We start from the raw sequence: 18,560 nt of genomic DNA, 5'->3' as shown, positions 1-18,560 counted from the left end.
GCATCACGAACCCGACCATTTCTGCTCACGAAGTCACGCGGGGCGGGCCCGCCGCCAGCAGCACCACGAAGACCAGAGCGACCGCCACGACCCCGATGACGACCGCGACTGCGGGGCGACGCACCACGAAGAACAGCAGACGGTCCCAGAAGCCCGAGCGAGCGTCGGGTGAGCGGCGCCACGGGCCCTCGAGCATGCCTCGGCGGGCGACCGCGACCTCGAACGGCACCGTGGCGTAGGGCACGACGGCACTCGCCCAGCCGAGCACGAGTGCCCCGAGGGTCCAGCGCTGGTTGACCGCGACGACGGTCGTCACGACGAGGTAGGCCAGGAACACGAAGCCGTGCACTCCGCCGCCGATCCGGACGCCCCAGTCGCCGGCGTCCAGGCCGTACTTGAGCACCATCCCGGCGATGAGCATGGTCCAGGTCACGAGTTCGGCGACCGCGGCGGCACGGAACAGGGAGCGGGGAGTCATGCCCACATCGTCGCGGACGTGTCCCGGGAAACCCCCGACACTCCGGTGGTCGTATCGATTCGACGCCCGGGGAGGCTAGCGTTGGAGCCATGTCAGTGCCGACCGAGAACCGTCCCCTGAACATCGTCGTCTGGAACGAGAACGTGCACGAGACCCGCGGTGACGCGACGGTCATCGGGCACTACCCCGACGGCATGCACACCGTGATCGCGGCAGCGCTCCGCGAGCACCACCCCGACGCCACCGTGAGCACCGCCACGCTGCAGGAGCCTGACCACGGCATCACCGCCGAGCGCCTGGCCACGACCGACGTCCTGTTCTGGTGGGGCCACGCCGCCCACGACGAGGTCAGCGACGCCGTGGTCGACCTGGTCGTCGACGCCGTGCACGCCGGCATGGGGCTGGTGGTGCTGCACTCCGGGCACTACTCGAAGCCGTTCAAGCGCCTGATGGGCACCACCTGCTCGCTGAAGTGGCGCAACGACGGCGAGCGCGAACTCGTCTGGACGATCGCGCCAGAGCACCCGATCGCCGCCGGGGTGCCGCACCCGATCGTGATCGACCGGCAGGAGATGTACGGCGAGTTCTTCGACATCCCGCGCCCCGACGAAGAGGTCTTCCTGTCGACCTTCGCCGGCGGCGAGGTCTTCCGGTCCGGGGTCGCCTACCGCCGCGGTCTGGGGAAGGTCTTCTACTTCTCCCCCGGCGACCAGGAGTACCCCGTCTACCACCACCCGGACATCCAGCGCGTGCTGTCGAACGCGGCGGCGTGGGCCGCTCCGGTGTCCGAGCGACGCGAGTTGACGGCCGACCAGCACCCGCGGGACTGGTTCCTGACGGACTGAGCGGGTAGACAGGGCGTGTGACCAACCATCTCGACGGTGCGGACCGACGCACCGCGGTGATCGAGGCGCTCGAGGTCTTGGGGGCAGGCCCCGAGGAGCGTTTCGACCGCATCACCCGCATGACCCACGAGGCGTTCGGCGTGCCGCTGACCTTCCTCAACCTCGTCCACAGTGACGTCGTCACGTCGCAGTCGACGTTCGGCTGGCACCAGGGCTCGAGCGTGCCCGCGAGCGAGCAGTTCTGCGCGACGACGGTGCTCAGTCCGGAGCCGATGGTGATCCCCGACACCTCGCTCGACGCCCGGTTCGCGCACACCGCGGCGGTGGTGGAGCACGGGATCCGCTTCTACGCGGGGGCGCCGCTGACGATGCAGGACGGCACCAGGGTCGGCACGCTCTGCATCATGGACGCGACCCCGCGCGAGCTGTCGGTCGAGGACCTCGAGCTGCTGCGTGACCTCGCCCGCTGGGCCGAACGGGAGCTCGGGCACGCCATCGACCGCAACCGGGTCAACCGTGTGCTCGAGGGCCTGGTGTCCGAACCGGTCGACGTCCCCGGGTACGACCTGGACACCCTCGCGATCCGGCGTGAGCCGGGCGGCGGGGACGTCGCCGACTGGCGGCTCGCCACCGACGGTGTGCTGCACGTCACCGTGGGCGGCGTCTCGGCAGCGGGACGAGCGTCGGGTCTCCTCGCCTCGGCAGTGCGCGGTGCCGTGGTGGCGCGCACCGAGACCGCCATGCAGGACGCGATCGGCGGCCTGGAGGCCCAGGTCGCCGCCGACCTGTCCGCTGCGGACGCCGTCGGCTCGCTCTTCCACCTGCGGCTCGACCCGACGTCAGGGCACGTCGTCTTCGGGGACGCCGGCCACGGCCTCGCGGTGCTCGTCCGCGCCGACGGCACCAGCCGGGCGCTGCACTCGCTCGACCTGCCGCTCGGCCTGCAGCCGGAGTCCGTGCCGCGGTCCCCCGCCACGCTCGACCTGGCGGCGGGCGACCGGCTCGTGGTGTGCACCGAGGGCGTACTGGCGCTCGAGGGGATCGGCCACCTCGACGACCTGGCCGCCCTGGTCGCTGCCGAGCCGACCGGTGCCGCGGTCGTCGAACGGGTCCGCGCCCTCGAGCCGGCCGGTGCAGCCCACGACGTGACGCTGGTCGTGCTCGGGCGGCGCTGAACACCGTCCGCTGACGACGCCGCTGCCGCGCAGTCGTGCGCCGCGGTCAGGAGCGGAAGCGGTCCTGCCGTGATCGGGGTGCGCCGGTGAGCGCGACGACGAGCAGCGTGGCCAGCAGTCCGAAGCCCGCGAGCTCGATGCCGAGGCCGGCGAGCTGCCAGTAGGCACTGCCGACCACCTGCGGTTGCGTGATCGACTCGGGCCACCACGCGTCGATCAGCGGGAACGAGCTGGGGAACGGGTCGAGGCCGAACACCACGAGCCCGCCGAGCAGCAGGACGACACCGAGCAGCGCCATCACCCCGCGGGAGCGCCCGAGCATGTGCACGACGAGCGCGGCTGCCATCCCGGCGAGCCCGACGACGGCGATCAGGAACGCGAGCACGACGATGGTCTGCGGCGCGAGGGCCACCCAGTCGAGCACCGCGATCGGCAGCAGCAGCCACCGTCCGGTCCGCGCCCACCGCGCGGGGTTCCGCCATCCGTCCATGGCGGCCAACCGTAGGGCACCCGCCCGAACGCGGGCCGTGCGCAGGCCCGGAGCGGGACTACGATCGGGAGGTGATGGCGCAGGACGGACGCACCCGGCAGCAGCGGGCGCTCGAGACCCGCGCGGCGATCATCGGGGCCGCGGCCGCCGAGTTCGACGAGCGCGGGTACCTCGGCGCGTCGATGGACGGCGTCGCCGAACGGATCGGGCTGACCAAGGGCGCGCTGTACTTCCACTTCGCGTCGAAGGCCGACCTCGCCGGTGCCGTGATCGCGCAGCAGCACGAGGTCTCGCGGCGCTACGGCGAGGCCGCGGTCGCCCGGAGCCGGACGCCGCTCGAAGCCCTCATGTGGATGTCGCAGGGACTGGCGACCCAGATGGTCACCGAGGTCGTCGTGAGCGCCGGCATCCGTCTGTCGACCGAGGTCGCGACGCACGACGTCCCCCGTCAGGACCCGTACACCGACTGGATGGCGCTCATCGCACAGACCGTCCGCCAGGCGATCGACGCCGGCGAGGTCGACCCGCGGTGGGACCCGGAGCTGGTCGGCCGCGTGGTCATCCCCGCGTACACGGGCGTGCAGACGGTGTCGGACGTGCTCGCCGACCGCACCGACCTGTACGAACGCCTGCGGGAACTCTGGACGGTGCTGCTGGCCGCGCTCGTCACCGAACGCGTCCGACCAGAGGTCCCGCGACTCGTCGCCATCATCGCGCCGGAATGACGCGGGTCCCCCCAGGGAAACACCCACGTCACCGTCCCTGCGAGCATACCCAGCGGTCGGTTTCCGCACTCGCCCCCGTTCGCGGGCATGTGTCCACCGGCCCACTAGCCTGAGCCGGTGCCCACACCACCGGCAGAGGTCGACGTCGACGTCCCGCTCGTCCGGGCCCTGCTGCGCACCCAGCACCCCGACCTGGCGGACCTGACGCTCGTGGTCGTCGCGAACGGCTGGGACAACGTCATCGTGCGGCTCGGCGACGAGTACGCCGTGCGGCTGCCGCGTCGGGAGCTCGCAGCACGCCTGGTCGAGCACGAGCAGCGGTGGCTGCCGGAGATCGCCGCCCGCGTCGCACCCGTCGTCCCGGTGCCTGCCCCGGTGCGCGTGGGCCGTCCGGCGCTCGGGTACCCCTGGTCGTGGAGCATCGTCCCGTGGCTCCCGGGAGCACCCGTCGGTGAGCGTGCTGCCGGTGTCCGGGTCGCCGAGGCCCTCGCGGGGTTCGTGCGACTGCTGCACGTGCCGGCTCCGGCGGATGCTCCGGCGAACCCGTTCCGTGCGGTGCCGTTGGCGACGCGCAGCGACGCCGTCCTGACGCGACTCGCCACGCAGGACGTGCCCCGGGCCGTGGAGCTGGCAGCGGTCTGGCGGACCGCGGCGGCGCTGCCGACGCACACCGGGCCTCCCGTCTGGGTGCACGGCGACCTGCACCCGTTCAACCTGCTCGTGGACCGCACGCCGGACGGCGACGAACGCCTGTCGGCGGTCGTCGACTTCGGCGACGTGACCTCGGGGGACCCCGCCGTCGACCTCGCCACCGCCTGGCTGACGCTCGACCGGGAGGCCCGCCACGCGTTCCGGACGCTGGTCGCCGCTCCGGACGGCACCTGGGGACGCGCGCGCGGGTGGGCGATCGCGCTCGCCTCCGCGCTCGCGACGTCCGACGAACGCGCCTTCCGGAGCGTCGCGCGGCGCAGCATCGACGCGGTGCTGGACGGCTGAGACCCCGCGGGGCTATCGTGACCGCACCATCCGTGCACAGCCGATCGGAGGGGCCCTCATGACCCTCGAGTTCCGCGTCCAGCACGACGTCGCCACCGACGCCTCTCCCGCCCCCACCCGATCCGAGCGAACCGGCCTCCGCGGGTTCCTCGACCGCCTCGCCGAGCGCCGCGCCGCTGCACGCGTCCGACGGGTCGAAGCCCGGCTGCAGGAACTCGGCGAGCTCGAGCACCTGCTGTCCGACGCGCGTGGCGTCGTCGAACGCGGCTGGATCCAGCACGCCTGGTTCGCGTACCTCGACGAGCACGGCCGGATGCGGAAGGCCACGAGTGCCGCCGCGATGGACGTGCAGGGGCGACCGCTCGTCGCAGCCTGCCTGGTCGGCGCGGTCGTCTCGGCCGCTGGCGGGCCGCACGCCGTGCACTCGCCGCGGGTCCAGCACTCCCTCGACCTGGTCTGGCACGCGCTCGCCGTGGACGAGGGCGCGCCGGTGCTCTGGTGTCCGGCGCCCGACGTCCGCATGGGCCGCGTGCGTGACCTGACGAGCTGGAACGACGCCCCTGCGCGCACCTCGGCCGAGGTGGCCGGGCTGCTGCTCACCGCGGAGCGGGTGGCCGTGCAGGAATCGGCACGCCTGCAGGACGTCGTGGTGGCACGATCGAGGGCATGAGCAGCACCGACGCCGTCCCCGAGGTCCACCCCGCGACGACGACCGGCCTCGCGTCCAGCGGGAACTCGGCCCTGTCGGACGAGGGCGCGTCGTCGGACACCGATCCCCTGGCCTCGGCCGCTGCGGTGAAGCGGACGCTGCACCGGTACCTGCAGAAGCACCGCGCCGCGCTCCTCGGCAAGCTCGACGGCCTGGCCGAACGGCAGGCCCGCTGGCCGGTGACCCCGACCGGCACGAACGTGCTCGGGCTGGTGAAGCACGTCGCCGGTGTGCAGGCCGGGTACTTCGGCGAGGTGTTCGGTCGGCCGCTTCCGGACCCGCCCGCCTGGCTCGAGTCGGAGGACGGCGAGGACATGTACGCGACGCTCGACGAGACCCTGGACGACGTCGTGGCCTTCCACCACCGCAGTGCAGCGCACGCCGACGCCACCATCGAAGCGCTCGACCTCGACGCCCGCGGCACCGTCCCCTGGTGGCCGGAGGAGCTCCGCGAGGTCACGCTCCACCGCATCCTGGTGCACATGGCGTACGAGACGGCCCGGCACGCGGGGCACGCTGACATCGTGCGCGAGATGCTCGACGGACTGGCGGGCGACGGGGACGGCAACCTGGCCGACAAGAGCCCGGAGGAGTGGGTCCTCTGGCGCGAGCAGCTCGTCGACATCGCCGAGCGGTCCGGCCTGCGGGGCCTGGCCATGTAGCCGATGGCCCCTCACGATCGTTACCGTTCTCTCAGGCTCGACAGTCGAACTGGTCGCTGACCAGGGGTTCTCGCTCGGCTATCTGCACAGGAATCGATCACTTCCGCTGCGCTGCGTCGTACGACCGGTCCGTGCCCTGCGTAGCTTTGGCGCAGCTTGTGCCCCGACCCGTGGGCAGTTCGGCCGACCGGAAGGGGAGCGCCCACCCGTGTTCCAGTACGTCGTGGAGCGATGGAGCCAGATCTGGTTCTCGTCGTGGCAACACTTCTCACTGGTGGTCCAGTGCACGGTGCTCGCCACGGTCATCGCCGTGGTGCTCGCCACACTCGTCTACCGCAGTCCCCGCCTGACCTCCGTCGCGAACGGGGTGTCCGCCATCGGCCTCACCCTGCCGTCCTTCGCGGTCATCGGCCTGCTCATCGTCCCGCTCGGCTTCGGCGTGCTGCCGTCCGTCGTGACGGTCGTCTTCTTCGCCGCCCTGCCCATCCTGCGCAACGCGGTCGTCGGCCTCGCCGAGATCCCGCCGAGCGTGGTCGAGTCCGCGCGCGGCATCGGCATGAGCCGGTTCCGGACCCTCGTGCAGGTCGAACTGCCGATGGCCTGGCCGATCATCCTGAGCGGCGTCCGCGTGTCCGCCCAGATGGTGATGGGCATCGCAGCCATCGCCGCGTACGCCCTCGGCCCTGGGCTCGGCGGCTTCATCTTCTCCGGACTCTCGCGCCTCGGCGGCGCGAACGCCCTGTACTCCGTGGTCGTCGGGGTGGTCGGCGTCGTCCTGCTCGCCCTCGTCCTCGACCTGCTCCTCCTCGGCCTCGGCCGCCTGACCATCTCGAGAGGTATCCGTGTCCAGCACTGACTCCGCCACCACCACCGCGCCCGACGGGGACGTCACCGGCCGCAGCATCCTGCTCGACGAGGTCACCAAGCGGTACCCCGGGCAGTCGAAGCCCGCCGTCGACGGCATCACCCTCGAGATCCCGGCCGGCAAGATCGTCATGCTCGTCGGCCCGTCCGGCTGCGGCAAGACGACGACCCTCAAGATGATCAACCGCCTGATCGAGCCCACCGAGGGCCGCATCGTCGTCGGTGACGACGACGTGACCGGCATCGACGCCGACGAGCTCCGCCGCCGGATGGGCTACGTGATCCAGGCCGGCGGGCTCTTCCCGCACATGACCGTCGCGGCGAACATCGCGATCGTGCCGAAGATGCTCGGCTGGTCGAAGGAGAAGATCGCGGCGCGTGTCGACGAGCTGCTCGACCTGGTCTCGCTCGACCCCGCCACCTACCGCGACCGCTACCCCCGCGAACTCTCCGGTGGCCAGCAGCAGCGCGTCGGCGTCGCCCGGGCGCTCGCCGCGGACCCGCCCGTCCTGCTGATGGACGAGCCGTTCGGTGCGGTCGACCCGATCACCCGGCAGCGCCTGCAGGACGAGCTCCTGCGGATCCAGGAAGAGCTGCACAAGACGATCGTCATCGTCAGCCACGACTTCGACGAGGCCGTGAAGCTCGGCGACTGGATCGTCATCTTCACCGAGGGCGCCCACATCGTGCAGTACGACACCCCGGAGCGGATCCTGGCGGAGCCGGCGAACGAGTTCGTCGAGAACTTCATCGGCTCGGGCGCCGGGCTGAAGCAGCTCACCCTGAACCGCGTCCGCGACGTCGAGGTCGTCTCCGCGGTGACCTGCTCCCCCGGCGAAGAGGCGAAGGCCGTCCTGCAGCGCATGCAGGAGGCCGGGGGTCACGGGCACGCCGTCGTGGTCGACCGTCGGCAGCGGCCGATCGGCTGGCCGTCGCGCCGGCAGCTCGAGCGCTTGGACCGGATCCCGGACGGCGTCGAGGCGGACCTGCCCATCGTGGGCGAGGCCTCGACGCTCAACGACGCCCTCGACACCATGCTCGTCTCGAGCGCCGGGGCCGCACTGGTCACCGGTCGTGGCGAGGCGTTCCGCGGTGTCATCACGGTCGAGGTCGTCATGGAGGCCATCACCCGGTCGCGTGCAGCGGCCGCCGACGACCGCGCGTACACGCCGGTCGGCACGAACACCAACCAGATCGAGACGCTGCCGTCCTCGCCGGCCGCGCCCATGATCGCGCCCTCCGGGGAAGACCTGTGAGTGCTGTCACCGCCGGACCCGCCACCGGCGCCAGCACGTCCTGGAAGGGCCTGCTGTTCCAGCCGATCGCGATCCTGGTCGTGCTCGCCGGGTTCGCGGTCTGGCTCGCCACGGCCGACCTCACGCCCACCGAACGCACGACGCTCAACCCGGCCGACATCCTCGACCTGACCGGGCAGCACCTCGTGCTGACCCTGCAGGCGACGGTGCTCGTGCTCGTGATCGGTATCCCGCTCGGCATCGTCCTCACGCGCGGACCGCTGCGTCGGGCGAGCCCGTACGTGCTCGCCGTCGCGAACTTCGGGCAGGCGGCCCCCGCTGTCGGCCTGATCGTGCTGCTCGCCGCGTGGCTCGGCCTGAACAGCTGGTCCGCCGTGGTCGCGCTCGTGCTCTACGCGATCCTGCCGGTCCTCCGGAACACCATGATCGGCGTGCAGAGCGTCGACTCACGCCTCGTCGAGGCCGGCCGTGGCATGGGCATGAGCGCGTTCAGCGTCCTGATGCGCGTCGAGCTGCCCCTCGCGGTGCCGGTCATGCTGTCCGGCATCCGGACGGCGCTCGTGCTGCTCGTCGGCACCGCGAGCCTGGCCACCTTCGTCGGTGCCGGCGGCCTCGGTCTCCTCATCACCACGGGCGTGACGCTGTTCCTGCCGAAGGTGCTCGTCGCCGGTGCGCTGCTCGTGGCGCTCCTCGCCCTCTCCATCGACTGGCTCGGCCGCGTGGTCGAGACCGTCGCACGTCCGAAGGGACTCCGATGAACCGCCGTACCCGCCGCCTCCGCCGCGGGGCCGCCGTCGCACTCGCCGGTGCCACCGCGCTCGTCCTGGCCGGCTGCGGCCTGCAGCCCGCGACGTCCTTCGTCCCCGAGGCCGGCCCCGGCACCATCGAGCGCATCGACGACCTGCCGGACGGTGCCCACATCACCGTGACGTCGAAGAACTTCACCGAGCAGCTCGTGCTCGGCAAGATCGCCGTGCTCGCCGCGAAGGCTGCCGGGTTCGACGTCACCGACGAGACCAACGTTCCGGGCAGCGTCGCCGTCCGCGAGTTGATGACCTCGCACGGTGCGGACTTCACGTACGAGTACACCGGCACCGCCTGGCTGACCTTCATGGGCCACGCCGAGGGGATCCCGGACAAGACCGAGCAGTGGGAAGCGGTCAAGAAGGAAGACGCCGGCAACGGGCTCACGTGGCTGAACCCGGCGCCGATGAACAACACCTACGCGTTCGCGGTCCGGGATGAAGCGGTCAAGGAACTCGACGACGTCAAGACCCTGTCCGACATCGCGAAGCTGCCCGTCGACGAGCGCACCTTCTGCGTGGAGTCGGAGTTCAACTCGCGCGCCGACGGCTTCAAGCCGATGCTCAAGAAGTACGGCTTGGAGCTCGGCGGCTCGGGGGAGAACGGGATCCCGAGCGACAACGTCAGCATCCTCGACACCGGCACGGTCTACACGGCCACCGACCGCGGCAAGTGCAACTTCGGCGAGGTCTTCACCACCGACGGCCGTATCAAGTCGCTCGGCCTGACCGTGCTCGAGGACGACAAGGGCTTCTTCCCGGCGTACAACGTCGCGCCGGTGCTCGACTCGGCCACGCTCAAGGAGTACCCGCAGCTCGCCGACGTCTACGACCAGATCTCGCCGAAGCTCACCGATGCGGTGCTGCAGGAGCTGAACCGTCAGGTCGACGTCGAGGGGCGCGAGCCGGCCGACGTCGCGTTCGACTGGATGGTGAAGGAGGGCTTCATCACGAAGCCGTGACGGCTCTCGACGCATCCACGTCACGGACGGGAGGCCCGGTGCCGGGTGGCACCGGGCCTCCCGTCCGTCTGTGGTTGCGTCTCAGGCCGCAGCGATGCGCGCAGCCGTGTCGCGGATCGACGCGACGACGCGGGCGCGGACCTCTTCCGGGTCGGAACCCTCGTGCCGCGCCGAACTCCGCAGGCCGGTCATGCACATGCCGAGCAGCATCTCGGCGGCCTGCGGGGTCGCGGCGTCCGGCCCCCACGCCGGATCGCGTTCGAGGATCGTGCGCACCGCACCGGTCATCGCCTCGGCCACGGTCGTCATCCGGCTGACCTGACGGCGCATGAGCTGCGGGAAGCGCACGATGACCTCCTTCCGGGCGAGCCGCTCGTGCTCGTCGCCGAACGACGAGCCGAACACCAGGAACGCCAGGTCGACCACGGCCTGCGCAGCCGGCTCCCCCGCGACGGTCTCGAGGTGCGCTGCCAGGGTCTCGGCGTCCAGGTCGAGCTCGGTGTGCCCGAGGACCGCGTCCTCCTTGCTCTCGAAGTAGTTGAAGAACGTGCGCGGTGACACCTCGGCGCGTGCGGCGATCTGTTCGATCGTGGTGTGGTCGATGTCCTGCTCGAGCGCGAGGGACCGAGCCGCCTCCGCGATGCGGTGGCGTGTCTCGATGCGCTTGCGGTCGCGCAGACCCATCTCGGTGGCGGGCGCGGTGTCGGGCATGGCCCGACTGTAACCGGAACGTCACATGATCTACAGCAAACGCAAACTTGCAGTCGTGCAGCGGACACTACGGTGGGGCCATGACCACTCCCGTGCTCGAGGCCCGTGACCTCGCCAGGACCTACGGCCGAGGCCCGACGCGGTTCGACGCGCTCAAGGGGGTGTCACTCCAGGTGCACCAGGGCGAGAGCCTGGCGATCGTCGGCAAGTCCGGATCGGGCAAGTCGACGCTCATGCACCTGCTCGCACTGCTCGACAAGCCGTCGACCGGGCAGGTCCTGCTCGACGGCACCGACGCGGCGACGCTCGGAGCCCGACAGGTGAACCGCACGCGCAACAGCACCTTCGGGTTCGTGTTCCAGCAGTTCTTCCTGACCCCCAAGACCTCGGTCCTCGACAACGTCGTGCTGCCGCTCAAGATCGCGGGCGTCTCCGGAGCCGAACGGAAGCGACGCGGCATGGCGGCGCTCGACTCCCTCGGTCTGGCTGACAAGGCGAAGAACGACGCCAACGACCTGTCCGGCGGGCAGAAGCAGCGCGTGGTCATCGCACGCGCGTTGGTCGGTGAGCCGAGCGTCATCTTCGCCGACGAGCCGACCGGCAACCTCGACACGAACACCGGGCAGGTGGTCGAGGACATGCTCTTCGGCCTGCAGCGCGAACGCGGGATCACGCTCGTCGTGGTCACGCACGACGAAGAACTCGCCGCTCGCTGCGACCGCAGCGTCAACGTCCGCGACGGACTCATCGTCGGTGGCTCGGACGGCACGCCCGCCGCCGGTGCCGCGGTCGACCAGCAGGCCACGCACGGAAGGCACTCCGCATGAACTTCCTCGACCTGCTCCGCACCGCGGTCTCGAACACCTTCCGGTCGAAGCTGCGCACGACCCTGACCGTCATCGCGATCTTCATCGGCGCCTTCACGATCACGCTGACCTCGGCGATCGGTACGGGTGTCAGCAACTACATCGACACCCAGGTCTCGTCGATCGGCGACACCGGTTCCCTGACCATCACGAAAGCCGTCGACACCGCGTCGACCGACAGCGGCCCGGCCAAGTACGACCCCGACGAGTCCGGCCAGAGCGTCGACCGCGGTCCGGCGTCGTTCTCGTACCTGTCGCAGTCCGACGTCGACGACATCCGCGCGATCGACGGCATCAAGAGCATCCGTCCGGCGGTCGCCCTGGCGCCGAAGTACGCCGAGCACGGCGACGACGGTAAGTACGTCGTCTCCCTGACCGCCAACGCGGGGGAGCTCGACGCCGACCTGGCGAGCGGGAAGCAGCTCGACGACGACACCGACGCGCACCAGGTGATCCTGCCGACGAACTACCTGGAGAACCTCGGACTCGGCAGCGCGAAGGCCGCCGTCGGCAAGGAACTCACCTTCGCGGTGGACGACTACCAGGGCAAGGAGCACACCCTCACCGCGACGGTGGTCGGTGTGCAGAACGAGTCGCTGTTCGGGGGCGGAGCCGGTGCGAACGCCGCGCTCACCGACGCGATGCAGGCCGCGCAGGAGATCGGCAAGCCGGACTCGATCGCGACCTCGTACGCCAGCGCCACCGCGACGCTCGACTCCGGGGCTTCCGCGACCACGGTCAAGAAGGCGCTGTCGGACGACGGATTCCTCGGGCAGACCATCCAGGACCAGCTCGGCCAGTTCCAGACCGTCATCAGCGGCATCGTCGGGGTCTTGAACGCCTTCGCCGTCATCGCCCTGGTGGCTGCGGGCTTCGGCATCATCAACACGCTGCTGATGAGCGTGCAGGAACGCACCCGCGAGATCGGCCTGATGAAGGCGATGGGCATGGGCGGCGGCAAGGTCTACACGCTGTTCTCGCTCGAGGCGGTCTTCATCGGGTTCCTCGGCAGTGCCATCGGAGCCGGTGTCGCGATCCTGGTCGGGACGGGCATCTCGAACGTGCTCGCCGGCACGGTGCTCAAGGACCTGCCGGGCCTGCAGATCATGCAGTTCGCGCCGAGTTCGGTGGCGACGATCATCCTCGTCGTGATGTTCATCGCGTTCCTCGCCGGCACCCTCCCCGCGCGCCGCGCCGCACGGCAGAACCCGATCGAGGCGCTCCGGTACGAGTAGCGCCCGGCGTGCATAGTCTCTGACGGGTGGCGGCATTCGGGCGGGACCTCGGCGACGGGTACACGCTGACGCTGCGCGACCTGACGACGGTCGACCCGGTGCTGGAACTCGTGCGCGCGAACCTCGACCGGCTCCGGGCGGCCGAACCGTGGGCGTGGGATCCGCAGGACCGCGAGACCATCGGACTGCACACCGAACGGCTGCTCGGCCAGTTCGCGATGGACCGCGCGCTCCCCTGCGTCATCCGTTCCGACGACCGCATCGTCGGGGTGGCGTCGCTGACCTTCGACCCGTACCTGGGCCAGGCGTCACTCGGCTACTGGGTGGACGCCGGACACGAGGGCCGCGGTGTCGCGGGGCGGGCCGCCGGCGTGCTGGTCGAGGTCGCGCGGGCACGCGGCACCGCACGGCTCGAGATCCGGACCGGCGTCGACAACGTCCGCAGCCGCGCGCTCGCCGAACGGCTCGGGTTCGCCCTCGAGGGCACTCTGCGGGGCGCGCTGCCGCTCGGGCCCGTCCGCGCCGACGTCGCCGTCTACGGCCTGCTGCTCTAGGCGAGACTCCCCGCCGCCCCCCTGCGCGTGCGCGTGCGTCAGGAGCCCTGCGTCGCGCCCTGCCAGACCGCGAACACACCGCCGACGACCGCCAGCACGAGCAGCAGGATCCAGACGGCGAGCGCGATGAGGTTCAGGAAGATCCCCCAGCCCGCGCGACCACGGGCGAGCGGTTCCCGGCTGCGCGACGCGACGCCCAGGCACAGCCCGACTATCGGCGCGACGAACGTCCAACCGGCGAGCAGCGAGCAGATCCCGAGGACGAGGCTCGCGGTGCCGAGACCGGTGCGGGGGGACTCCGTGTACGTGACCATGCACCCGACGCTACGGAACCACTCGTGGCGTGTCGTCCCTCCAGGGCGTGATCCGGGTCCACCTGCCGACGGATGGTCACCGGACGCCGGTATCGTCGGAGCATGGCCTTGTTCGGACGACGCAACCACGACGTGCGCGATCGACCCATCAGCCAGGTCGAACTGAAGCGGGCCGTCGACGAGGGGTTCCTCATCGCGAAGGCCGCGGTCACGATCGCGGTCGGCAACCGGATCATCACCAACGCGCTGCGCGACCAGGGGTACTTCGACCACGCACTGATCGCCGAGGCCGCGCGCGAGGAGCTCCACCGCATGGCCGAGGAGCAGCGGGGCGACGCCGCGCGCATGCGGGAGATCCGGTCGACGTCGAGCAAGTCGAAGGGCCGTTCACGGCACCAGCACGACTACCGCCGGGGTGACGACCTCAAGCTGCGCACGCGCGAGGCGACGTACGAGCAACTCGCGACGATGCTCGACAAGCGCCGCGACGACCAGCACTTCGTCGACGGCATCGTGCTCGCCGCCCGCGCCCGAGCCTGGGACGACATCGGCACCACGGTGGTCGGGCGCCTCGGCTGGGCCCAGCGTCCGGCCGACGACTACGAGATCGGCCGCGACGACCGTCTGCAGCAGATGCTCGACGAGGACTTCGCGACGTTGCTGGCCGAGCACCCCGTGGGCTCGACCCCGGTCGACGCCGACGAACCCGACGACGCCGACGGCGACGAGGACGGCTCCGACCCTGCTGACCCCGACGTCGCACGCCCCTGACCGGTACTTGAGATATCACCCGGGCGTCGCTAGGCTGATCGGGTAACGCCCCAGGACCATTCGGCACCGCCGGACTCCTGGGGCGAACCGTCTCGCGCACCACGAGCCCGTCCACGCGGCTCCGCTCGAACGGATCCGCGATGACATCGTCGCGATCGCGGGGTACGTCGACCACGATGCTGCGGCCTTCATCGCCGGAGCACAACGGATCGACGCCGTCATCGCCCGGAAGCGGATCGCTGTCTCATCCGGAGCCTCGGTCATCTGACCGGGACCACGCGCAGACACGAGTCCCTAGGCTCGGACCATGGTTGATGCGGTGGTCGTCGGGGCCGGACCGAACGGACTCGCGGCGGCGGTGACGCTCGCCCGTGCGGGCCTGTCCGTCGAGGTGGTCGAACGGAACGACACGATCGGCGGTGGTGCCCGCACCGCCGAGCTCACCCTGCCGGGGTTCCTCCACGACGTCTGCTCGGCGGTGCACCCGATGGCGCTGCAGTCCGAGTTCTTCCGGCTGTTCCGGATGGAGGAGCGCATCGAGCTCCGTCTGCCCGAGGTGCAGTACGGGCACCCGCTCGACGGGGGTCGCGCGGGCATCGCGTACCAGGACCTCGAGCGGACGGCCGCCGAGCTCGGCGTGGACGGCCCGGCCTTCCGGAACCTGATGGGCCCGCTCGCCCGCGCGGCCGACCAGGTCGCCGACTTCGCCACCGACGCCCTCCTGCACGTGCCGCGACACCCGCTCACGGTGCTGCGGTTCGGCCTGCGCGCACTCGAGCAGGGCAGCAGCGCCTGGAACGCCCGCTTCCGCCAGGACGCCGCCCCGGCGATGGTCTCCGGGGTCGCCGCGCACTCCATCCAGCACATGCCCTCGCTGTCGACGGCCGCCGCGGCGCTGTCGCTCGGCGCCTACGCGCACGCGCGCGGCTGGCCCGTGCCGATCGGCGGCAGCCAGGCGATCGTCGACGCGCTCGCCGACGACCTCGTCGCGCACGGCGGACGGATCGTCACCGGGCACGAGGTCCGGTCGCTCGGTGACCTCACCCCGGCGAAGGCGGTGCTCTTCGACACGAGTGTCCCCGGCATGCTGCGGATCGCCGGCTCGCAGATCCCCACGCCGAAGCGCGGTGCGCTCCGCCGGTTCCGGTTCGGCAACGCGGCCGCGAAGGTCGACTTCGCGCTGTCCGATCCGGTGCCGTGGACGAACGAGGCGCTGCGCCGGGCCGGCACGGTGCACATCGGCGGGACACGGGCCGAGATCGCGGCGGCGGAGGGCTCGGTCGCGCACGGCCAGCACGCCGAACGGCCGTACGTGCTCGGTTCCGAGCCGACCGTCGTCGACCCGACCCGGGCGCCGAAGGGCAAGCACGTCTTCTGGGCCTACGCGCACGTGCCGGCGGGGTCCGACGTCGACCAGACCGAAGCGATCACGCGCCAGGTCGAACGATTCGCACCGGGGTTCCGCGACACGATCCTGCACACGTCGAGCCGGACGGCCGCGCACATGGCGGACCACAACCCGAACTACGTCGGCGGCGACATCGCCGCCGGTGCCGCGAGCTTCTGGCAGCTCGTGAAGCGCCCGGTGCTGTCCAGCGACCCGTGGCGGATGGGCGGCGGCATGTACCTGTGCTCCGAGTCGTCCGCGCCCGGCCCCGGCGTGCACGGCATGGCCGGTTGGCGTGCCGCGAAGAGCGCACTCCGGCACACCTTCGGGCTGCCCGACGACGTCGACCTCACCCCGGAAGGCTGATCACCATGGCGAAGAACGTCCGCATCCTGCACTGCGCTCCCGAGGACGTCTTCGACGTGCTCGGCGACGGCTGGCTCTACACGACCTGGGTGGTCGGCGCCTCGCGCATGCGGAAGCAGGAGGCCGGTTGGCCGCAGGTCGGCACGCACCTGCACCACTCCTTCGGTGCCTGGCCGCTCGTCATCGACGACGTCACGACCTCGTTGGTGTGGGACCCGCCGCACCGCATGGTGATCCAGCCGAAGGGGTGGCCGATCGGCGAGGCCCGCGTGGAGCTGACCGTGGAGCTGCACCGCAAGGGCTGCAAGGTGACGATCGTCGAGAACGCCGTCGCCGGTCCGGGGGCCTACGTCCCCGACTTCCTCATGCAGCCGCTCATCTGGGTCCGGAACCACGAGACGCTGCGCCGACTCGGGTGGGTGGCCGTCGGGCGCGCGACGAACGCCTGAGACGTTCCCACAAAGGCGGACGGGAGGCGCGGTGCCAGCTGGCCCCGTGCCTCCCGTCCGCCCTGTGGGTGCGTCGACTACTCGGCGCGCGAGAACTCGCTGGCGCGCGCCACCTGGTCGTCCGTCAGGGCGACGCCCGTGTACCGCTCGAACTGGCGGGCCGCCTGCAGGGCGATGACCTCGGCTCCGGTGATGACGTGCTTGCCGGCGTCCCGTCCCGCACGGACCAGCGGGGTCTCCGACGGGAACGCGACCACGTCGAAGACCGTGTGGGCCGCCTCGATCCGGTCCTGTGCGAAGGCGAGCGCGTCCTGCTGGTCGCCTCGCATGCCGAGCGGCGTGACGTTGACCACCAGGTCGGACTCCCCCGCCTCGCGCTCCTCGGCGACCCACTCGTAGCCGTACTGCGACGCGAGCGCCGTACCGGTCTGCTCGTTGCGGGCGACGACCGTCAGGCGGTCGAAGCCGGCGCCGCGGAACGCCGCGGTCACGGCCTTCGCCATGCCGCCGGAGCCGCGGAGCAGCACTCGGGACGCGGTGTCGACGTCGTGCGACCCGAGCAGCGCGGCGATCGCCTCGTAGTCGGTGTTCGATGCGGTGAGCACGCCGTCGTCGTTCACGACCGTGTTCACCGACTGGATGGCGGCGGCGGACTCCTCGACGTGGTCGACGAGCGGGATGATCGCCTCCTTGAAGGGCATCGACACCGAGCAGCCACGGATGCCGAGGGCGCGGATGCCGGCCACGGCGCCGGGCAGGTCGGTCGTGGTGAACGCCTTGTACAGGAAGTTGAGCCCGAGCTCGTCGTACAGGAAGTTGTGGAACCGGGTGCCGATGTTGCTCGGCCGGGCCGCGAGCGACATGCAGACCTGCATGTCCTTGTTGAGGATGGGCATGGGGCCAGTCTCCCACCGTCGTACCGATGGAGCGGTCCACGCGGACCGTTCGTCATGCTCGGGGTACCGTCGGACGCGATGACTGAGATCCCGGAGACCATGCGCGCCGTCCGCTTCGACGAGTGGGGTGACCGCTCCGTGCTGCACGTCGCCGAGGTCCCCGTCCCCGAGGCCACCGCCGGTCGGGTGCTCGTCCGGGTCCGCGCCGCCGGCATCAACCCGGGCGAGTCGGCGATCCGCCAGGGGCTGCTCGACGGCGGGTCCTCCGACGCGCTGCCGTCCGGTCAGGGCACCGACTTCGCCGGCATCGTCGTGGCCGTCGGCGAGGGCGTCGACGGCGTCGACGAGGGCGAAGAGGTCCTCGGGTGGTCGTGGGACCGCGCGAGCCAGGCCGAGTACGTCTCGGTGCCGGCCGAACAGGTCGTGCAGAAGCCCCAGCTGCTCGACTGGACCGTCGCTGGCGGGCTCGACATCGTCGCCACGACCGCTGCCGCAGCCGTCCGTGCCGTCGACCCCCGACCCGGCGAGACCGTCGTCGTGTCCGGTGCCGCCGGTGGTGTCGGCGGGTTCGTCACGCAGCTGCTGACGAACGAGGGCATCGACGTGATCGCGATCGCGTCCGAGGCGAACCACGAGTGGCTCCGGTCGAAGCGTGCACGGCCCGTCGCGTACGGCGAGGGCCTGCAGGAGCGCATCACCGAGCTCGCCACCAGCGGCATCGACGCCGTCATCGACACGTACGGTCCTGAGTACGTGCACTTGGGGATCGCCCTGGGCGTGCCGGTCGACCGCATCGAGACGATCATCGCGTTCGAGGCTGCCGCCGAGGTCGGTGCGAAGGCCTCCGGCAGTGCGGACACCGCCGACCCGGAGATCCTCGGCGCCCTCGCGATGCAGGTGGCGAACGGCGAGGTCGAGGTGCCGATCGCGGCGACCTTCCCGCTCGACCGGGTGCAGGACGCCTACGAGCAGCTGGAGCAGCGGCACACCCGCGGGAAGATCGTGCTGATCCCCTGACGGGTGTCGGGCCTTCGGGGTCGTTCGGG

22 protein-coding genes are annotated in these 18,560 nt (G+C 71.1%); 17 read left to right on the top strand and 5 right to left on the bottom strand.

What is annotated here, in order from left to right; all coding sequences use genetic code 11:
- Nucleotides 1-25: 25 nt before the first annotated feature.
- The gene (locus tag ITJ69_RS01620) at nt 26-478 is read right to left on the bottom strand and encodes a DUF3817 domain-containing protein (protein WP_131877800.1); all 453 of its coding nucleotides are present in this window, start codon (nt 476-478) and stop codon (nt 26-28) included.
- Between the two features lie 89 nt (nt 479-567).
- Between ITJ69_RS01620 and ITJ69_RS01615 the strand changes: the two genes are divergently transcribed.
- Together ITJ69_RS01615 and ITJ69_RS01610 are read left to right on the top strand one after the other, a co-directional pair.
- Nucleotides 568-1,323 (top strand): ThuA domain-containing protein, encoded by a 756-nt coding sequence (locus tag ITJ69_RS01615; RefSeq protein ID WP_228504473.1) that lies wholly within the window; start codon nt 568-570, stop codon nt 1,321-1,323.
- Nucleotides 1,324-1,340: 17 nt separating this feature from the next.
- Nucleotides 1,341-2,498, top strand: coding sequence for a PP2C family protein-serine/threonine phosphatase (locus ITJ69_RS01610; protein ID WP_194671786.1), 1,158 nt, complete (start codon nt 1,341-1,343; stop codon nt 2,496-2,498).
- A 46-nt stretch (nt 2,499-2,544) separates the two neighbouring features.
- Here the strand turns inward: ITJ69_RS01610 and ITJ69_RS01605 are convergent, their stop codons facing one another.
- Complete coding sequence (locus ITJ69_RS01605; RefSeq protein WP_131920918.1) at nt 2,545-2,988, bottom strand: hypothetical protein; 444 nt, start codon at nt 2,986-2,988, stop codon at nt 2,545-2,547.
- A gap of 74 nt (nt 2,989-3,062) precedes the next feature.
- On the opposite strand from ITJ69_RS01605, the gene ITJ69_RS01600 reads away from it, so the two are divergent.
- The 8 genes from ITJ69_RS01600 (at nt 3,063) to ITJ69_RS01565 (ending at nt 9,965) form a co-directional block, all read left to right on the top strand.
- Nucleotides 3,063-3,713 (top strand): ScbR family autoregulator-binding transcription factor, encoded by a 651-nt coding sequence (locus ITJ69_RS01600; protein WP_131920920.1) that lies wholly within the window; start codon nt 3,063-3,065, stop codon nt 3,711-3,713.
- Nucleotides 3,714-3,830: 117 nt separating this feature from the next.
- Nucleotides 3,831-4,709 carry an aminoglycoside phosphotransferase family protein gene (locus ITJ69_RS01595; protein ID WP_194671785.1) on the top strand — a complete coding sequence of 293 codons (879 nt, stop codon included), beginning with the start codon at nt 3,831-3,833 and terminating at the stop codon, nt 4,707-4,709.
- Nucleotides 4,710-4,767: 58 nt separating this feature from the next.
- Nucleotides 4,768-5,379, top strand: coding sequence for a hypothetical protein (locus ITJ69_RS01590; RefSeq protein ID WP_123339389.1), 612 nt, complete (start codon nt 4,768-4,770; stop codon nt 5,377-5,379).
- Nucleotides 5,376-6,080: a DinB family protein gene (locus ITJ69_RS01585; RefSeq protein WP_123293015.1), complete on the top strand. Its 705-nt coding sequence runs from the start codon at nt 5,376-5,378 to the stop codon at nt 6,078-6,080. Before ITJ69_RS01590 ends, ITJ69_RS01585 begins: the two co-directional genes overlap by 4 nt.
- Before the next feature lie 208 nt (nt 6,081-6,288).
- Nucleotides 6,289-6,936, top strand: coding sequence for an ABC transporter permease (locus ITJ69_RS01580; protein WP_111083581.1), 648 nt, complete (start codon nt 6,289-6,291; stop codon nt 6,934-6,936).
- Nucleotides 6,923-8,200, top strand: a complete 1,278-nt coding sequence (locus ITJ69_RS01575; protein ID WP_194671784.1) for an ABC transporter ATP-binding protein — start codon at nt 6,923-6,925, stop codon at nt 8,198-8,200. The genes ITJ69_RS01580 and ITJ69_RS01575 overlap by 14 nt, the downstream gene beginning before the upstream one ends.
- The gene (locus tag ITJ69_RS01570) at nt 8,197-8,958 is read left to right on the top strand and encodes an ABC transporter permease (RefSeq protein WP_123937044.1); all 762 of its coding nucleotides are present in this window, start codon (nt 8,197-8,199) and stop codon (nt 8,956-8,958) included. Before ITJ69_RS01575 ends, ITJ69_RS01570 begins: the two co-directional genes overlap by 4 nt.
- A complete protein-coding gene (locus ITJ69_RS01565; RefSeq protein ID WP_194671783.1) occupies nt 8,955-9,965 on the top strand; it encodes a glycine betaine ABC transporter substrate-binding protein in 1,011 nt (336 codons plus the stop codon). Before ITJ69_RS01570 ends, ITJ69_RS01565 begins: the two co-directional genes overlap by 4 nt.
- Before the next feature lie 81 nt (nt 9,966-10,046).
- Here the strand turns inward: ITJ69_RS01565 and ITJ69_RS01560 are convergent, their stop codons facing one another.
- A complete protein-coding gene (locus ITJ69_RS01560) occupies nt 10,047-10,676 on the bottom strand; it encodes a TetR/AcrR family transcriptional regulator (RefSeq protein WP_123293018.1) in 630 nt (209 codons plus the stop codon).
- Between the two features lie 80 nt (nt 10,677-10,756).
- Between ITJ69_RS01560 and ITJ69_RS01555 the strand changes: the two genes are divergently transcribed.
- Genes ITJ69_RS01555 through ITJ69_RS01545 form a run of 3 tightly spaced genes read left to right on the top strand, consistent with a single transcriptional unit; the run spans nt 10,757 to nt 13,331 of the window.
- Nucleotides 10,757-11,503 carry an ABC transporter ATP-binding protein gene (locus ITJ69_RS01555; RefSeq protein WP_194671782.1) on the top strand — a complete coding sequence of 249 codons (747 nt, stop codon included), beginning with the start codon at nt 10,757-10,759 and terminating at the stop codon, nt 11,501-11,503.
- Entirely contained in the window at nt 11,500-12,777 is a 1,278-nt protein-coding gene (locus ITJ69_RS01550) for an ABC transporter permease (protein ID WP_194671781.1), read from the top strand. The genes ITJ69_RS01555 and ITJ69_RS01550 overlap by 4 nt, the downstream gene beginning before the upstream one ends.
- 26 nt (nt 12,778-12,803) lie before the next feature.
- On the top strand, nt 12,804-13,331 hold the full coding sequence (locus ITJ69_RS01545) for a GNAT family N-acetyltransferase (RefSeq protein ID WP_123293021.1): 528 nt from the start codon (nt 12,804-12,806) through the stop codon (nt 13,329-13,331).
- 38 nt (nt 13,332-13,369) lie between these two features.
- On the opposite strand, the gene ITJ69_RS01540 is transcribed toward ITJ69_RS01545, so the two are convergent.
- Nucleotides 13,370-13,645 carry a hypothetical protein gene (locus tag ITJ69_RS01540; RefSeq protein ID WP_123339397.1) on the bottom strand — a complete coding sequence of 92 codons (276 nt, stop codon included), beginning with the start codon at nt 13,643-13,645 and terminating at the stop codon, nt 13,370-13,372.
- Nucleotides 13,646-13,747: 102 nt separating this feature from the next.
- Between ITJ69_RS01540 and ITJ69_RS01535 the strand changes: the two genes are divergently transcribed.
- The 3 genes from ITJ69_RS01535 to ITJ69_RS01525 all read left to right on the top strand — a co-directional run bounded on the left by ITJ69_RS01535 (nt 13,748) and on the right by ITJ69_RS01525 (nt 16,618).
- Complete coding sequence (locus tag ITJ69_RS01535) at nt 13,748-14,416, top strand: hypothetical protein (RefSeq protein WP_111083572.1); 669 nt, start codon at nt 13,748-13,750, stop codon at nt 14,414-14,416.
- 307 nt (nt 14,417-14,723) lie between these two features.
- Nucleotides 14,724-16,169 (top strand): phytoene desaturase family protein, encoded by a 1,446-nt coding sequence (locus ITJ69_RS01530; RefSeq protein WP_131877782.1) that lies wholly within the window; start codon nt 14,724-14,726, stop codon nt 16,167-16,169.
- 5 nt (nt 16,170-16,174) lie between these two features.
- A complete protein-coding gene (locus tag ITJ69_RS01525) occupies nt 16,175-16,618 on the top strand; it encodes an SRPBCC family protein (RefSeq protein ID WP_194671780.1) in 444 nt (147 codons plus the stop codon).
- A 77-nt stretch (nt 16,619-16,695) separates the two neighbouring features.
- Here ITJ69_RS01525 and ITJ69_RS01520 read toward each other — a convergent pair whose 3' ends face one another.
- Nucleotides 16,696-17,514: a shikimate 5-dehydrogenase gene (locus ITJ69_RS01520; protein WP_159572439.1), complete on the bottom strand. Its 819-nt coding sequence runs from the start codon at nt 17,512-17,514 to the stop codon at nt 16,696-16,698.
- Nucleotides 17,515-17,592: 78 nt separating this feature from the next.
- On the opposite strand from ITJ69_RS01520, the gene ITJ69_RS01515 reads away from it, so the two are divergent.
- On the top strand, nt 17,593-18,531 hold the full coding sequence (locus tag ITJ69_RS01515; protein ID WP_228504471.1) for an NADP-dependent oxidoreductase: 939 nt from the start codon (nt 17,593-17,595) through the stop codon (nt 18,529-18,531).
- The last annotated feature ends 29 nt before the right edge of the window (nt 18,532-18,560 follow it).

Origin of the sequence: Curtobacterium sp. VKM Ac-2887 (assembly GCF_015350935.1) — a bacterium.
In the GTDB taxonomy this organism is placed as follows: domain Bacteria; phylum Actinomycetota; class Actinomycetes; order Actinomycetales; family Microbacteriaceae; genus Curtobacterium.
This window is presented reverse-complemented; position numbering and strand designations above follow the sequence as displayed.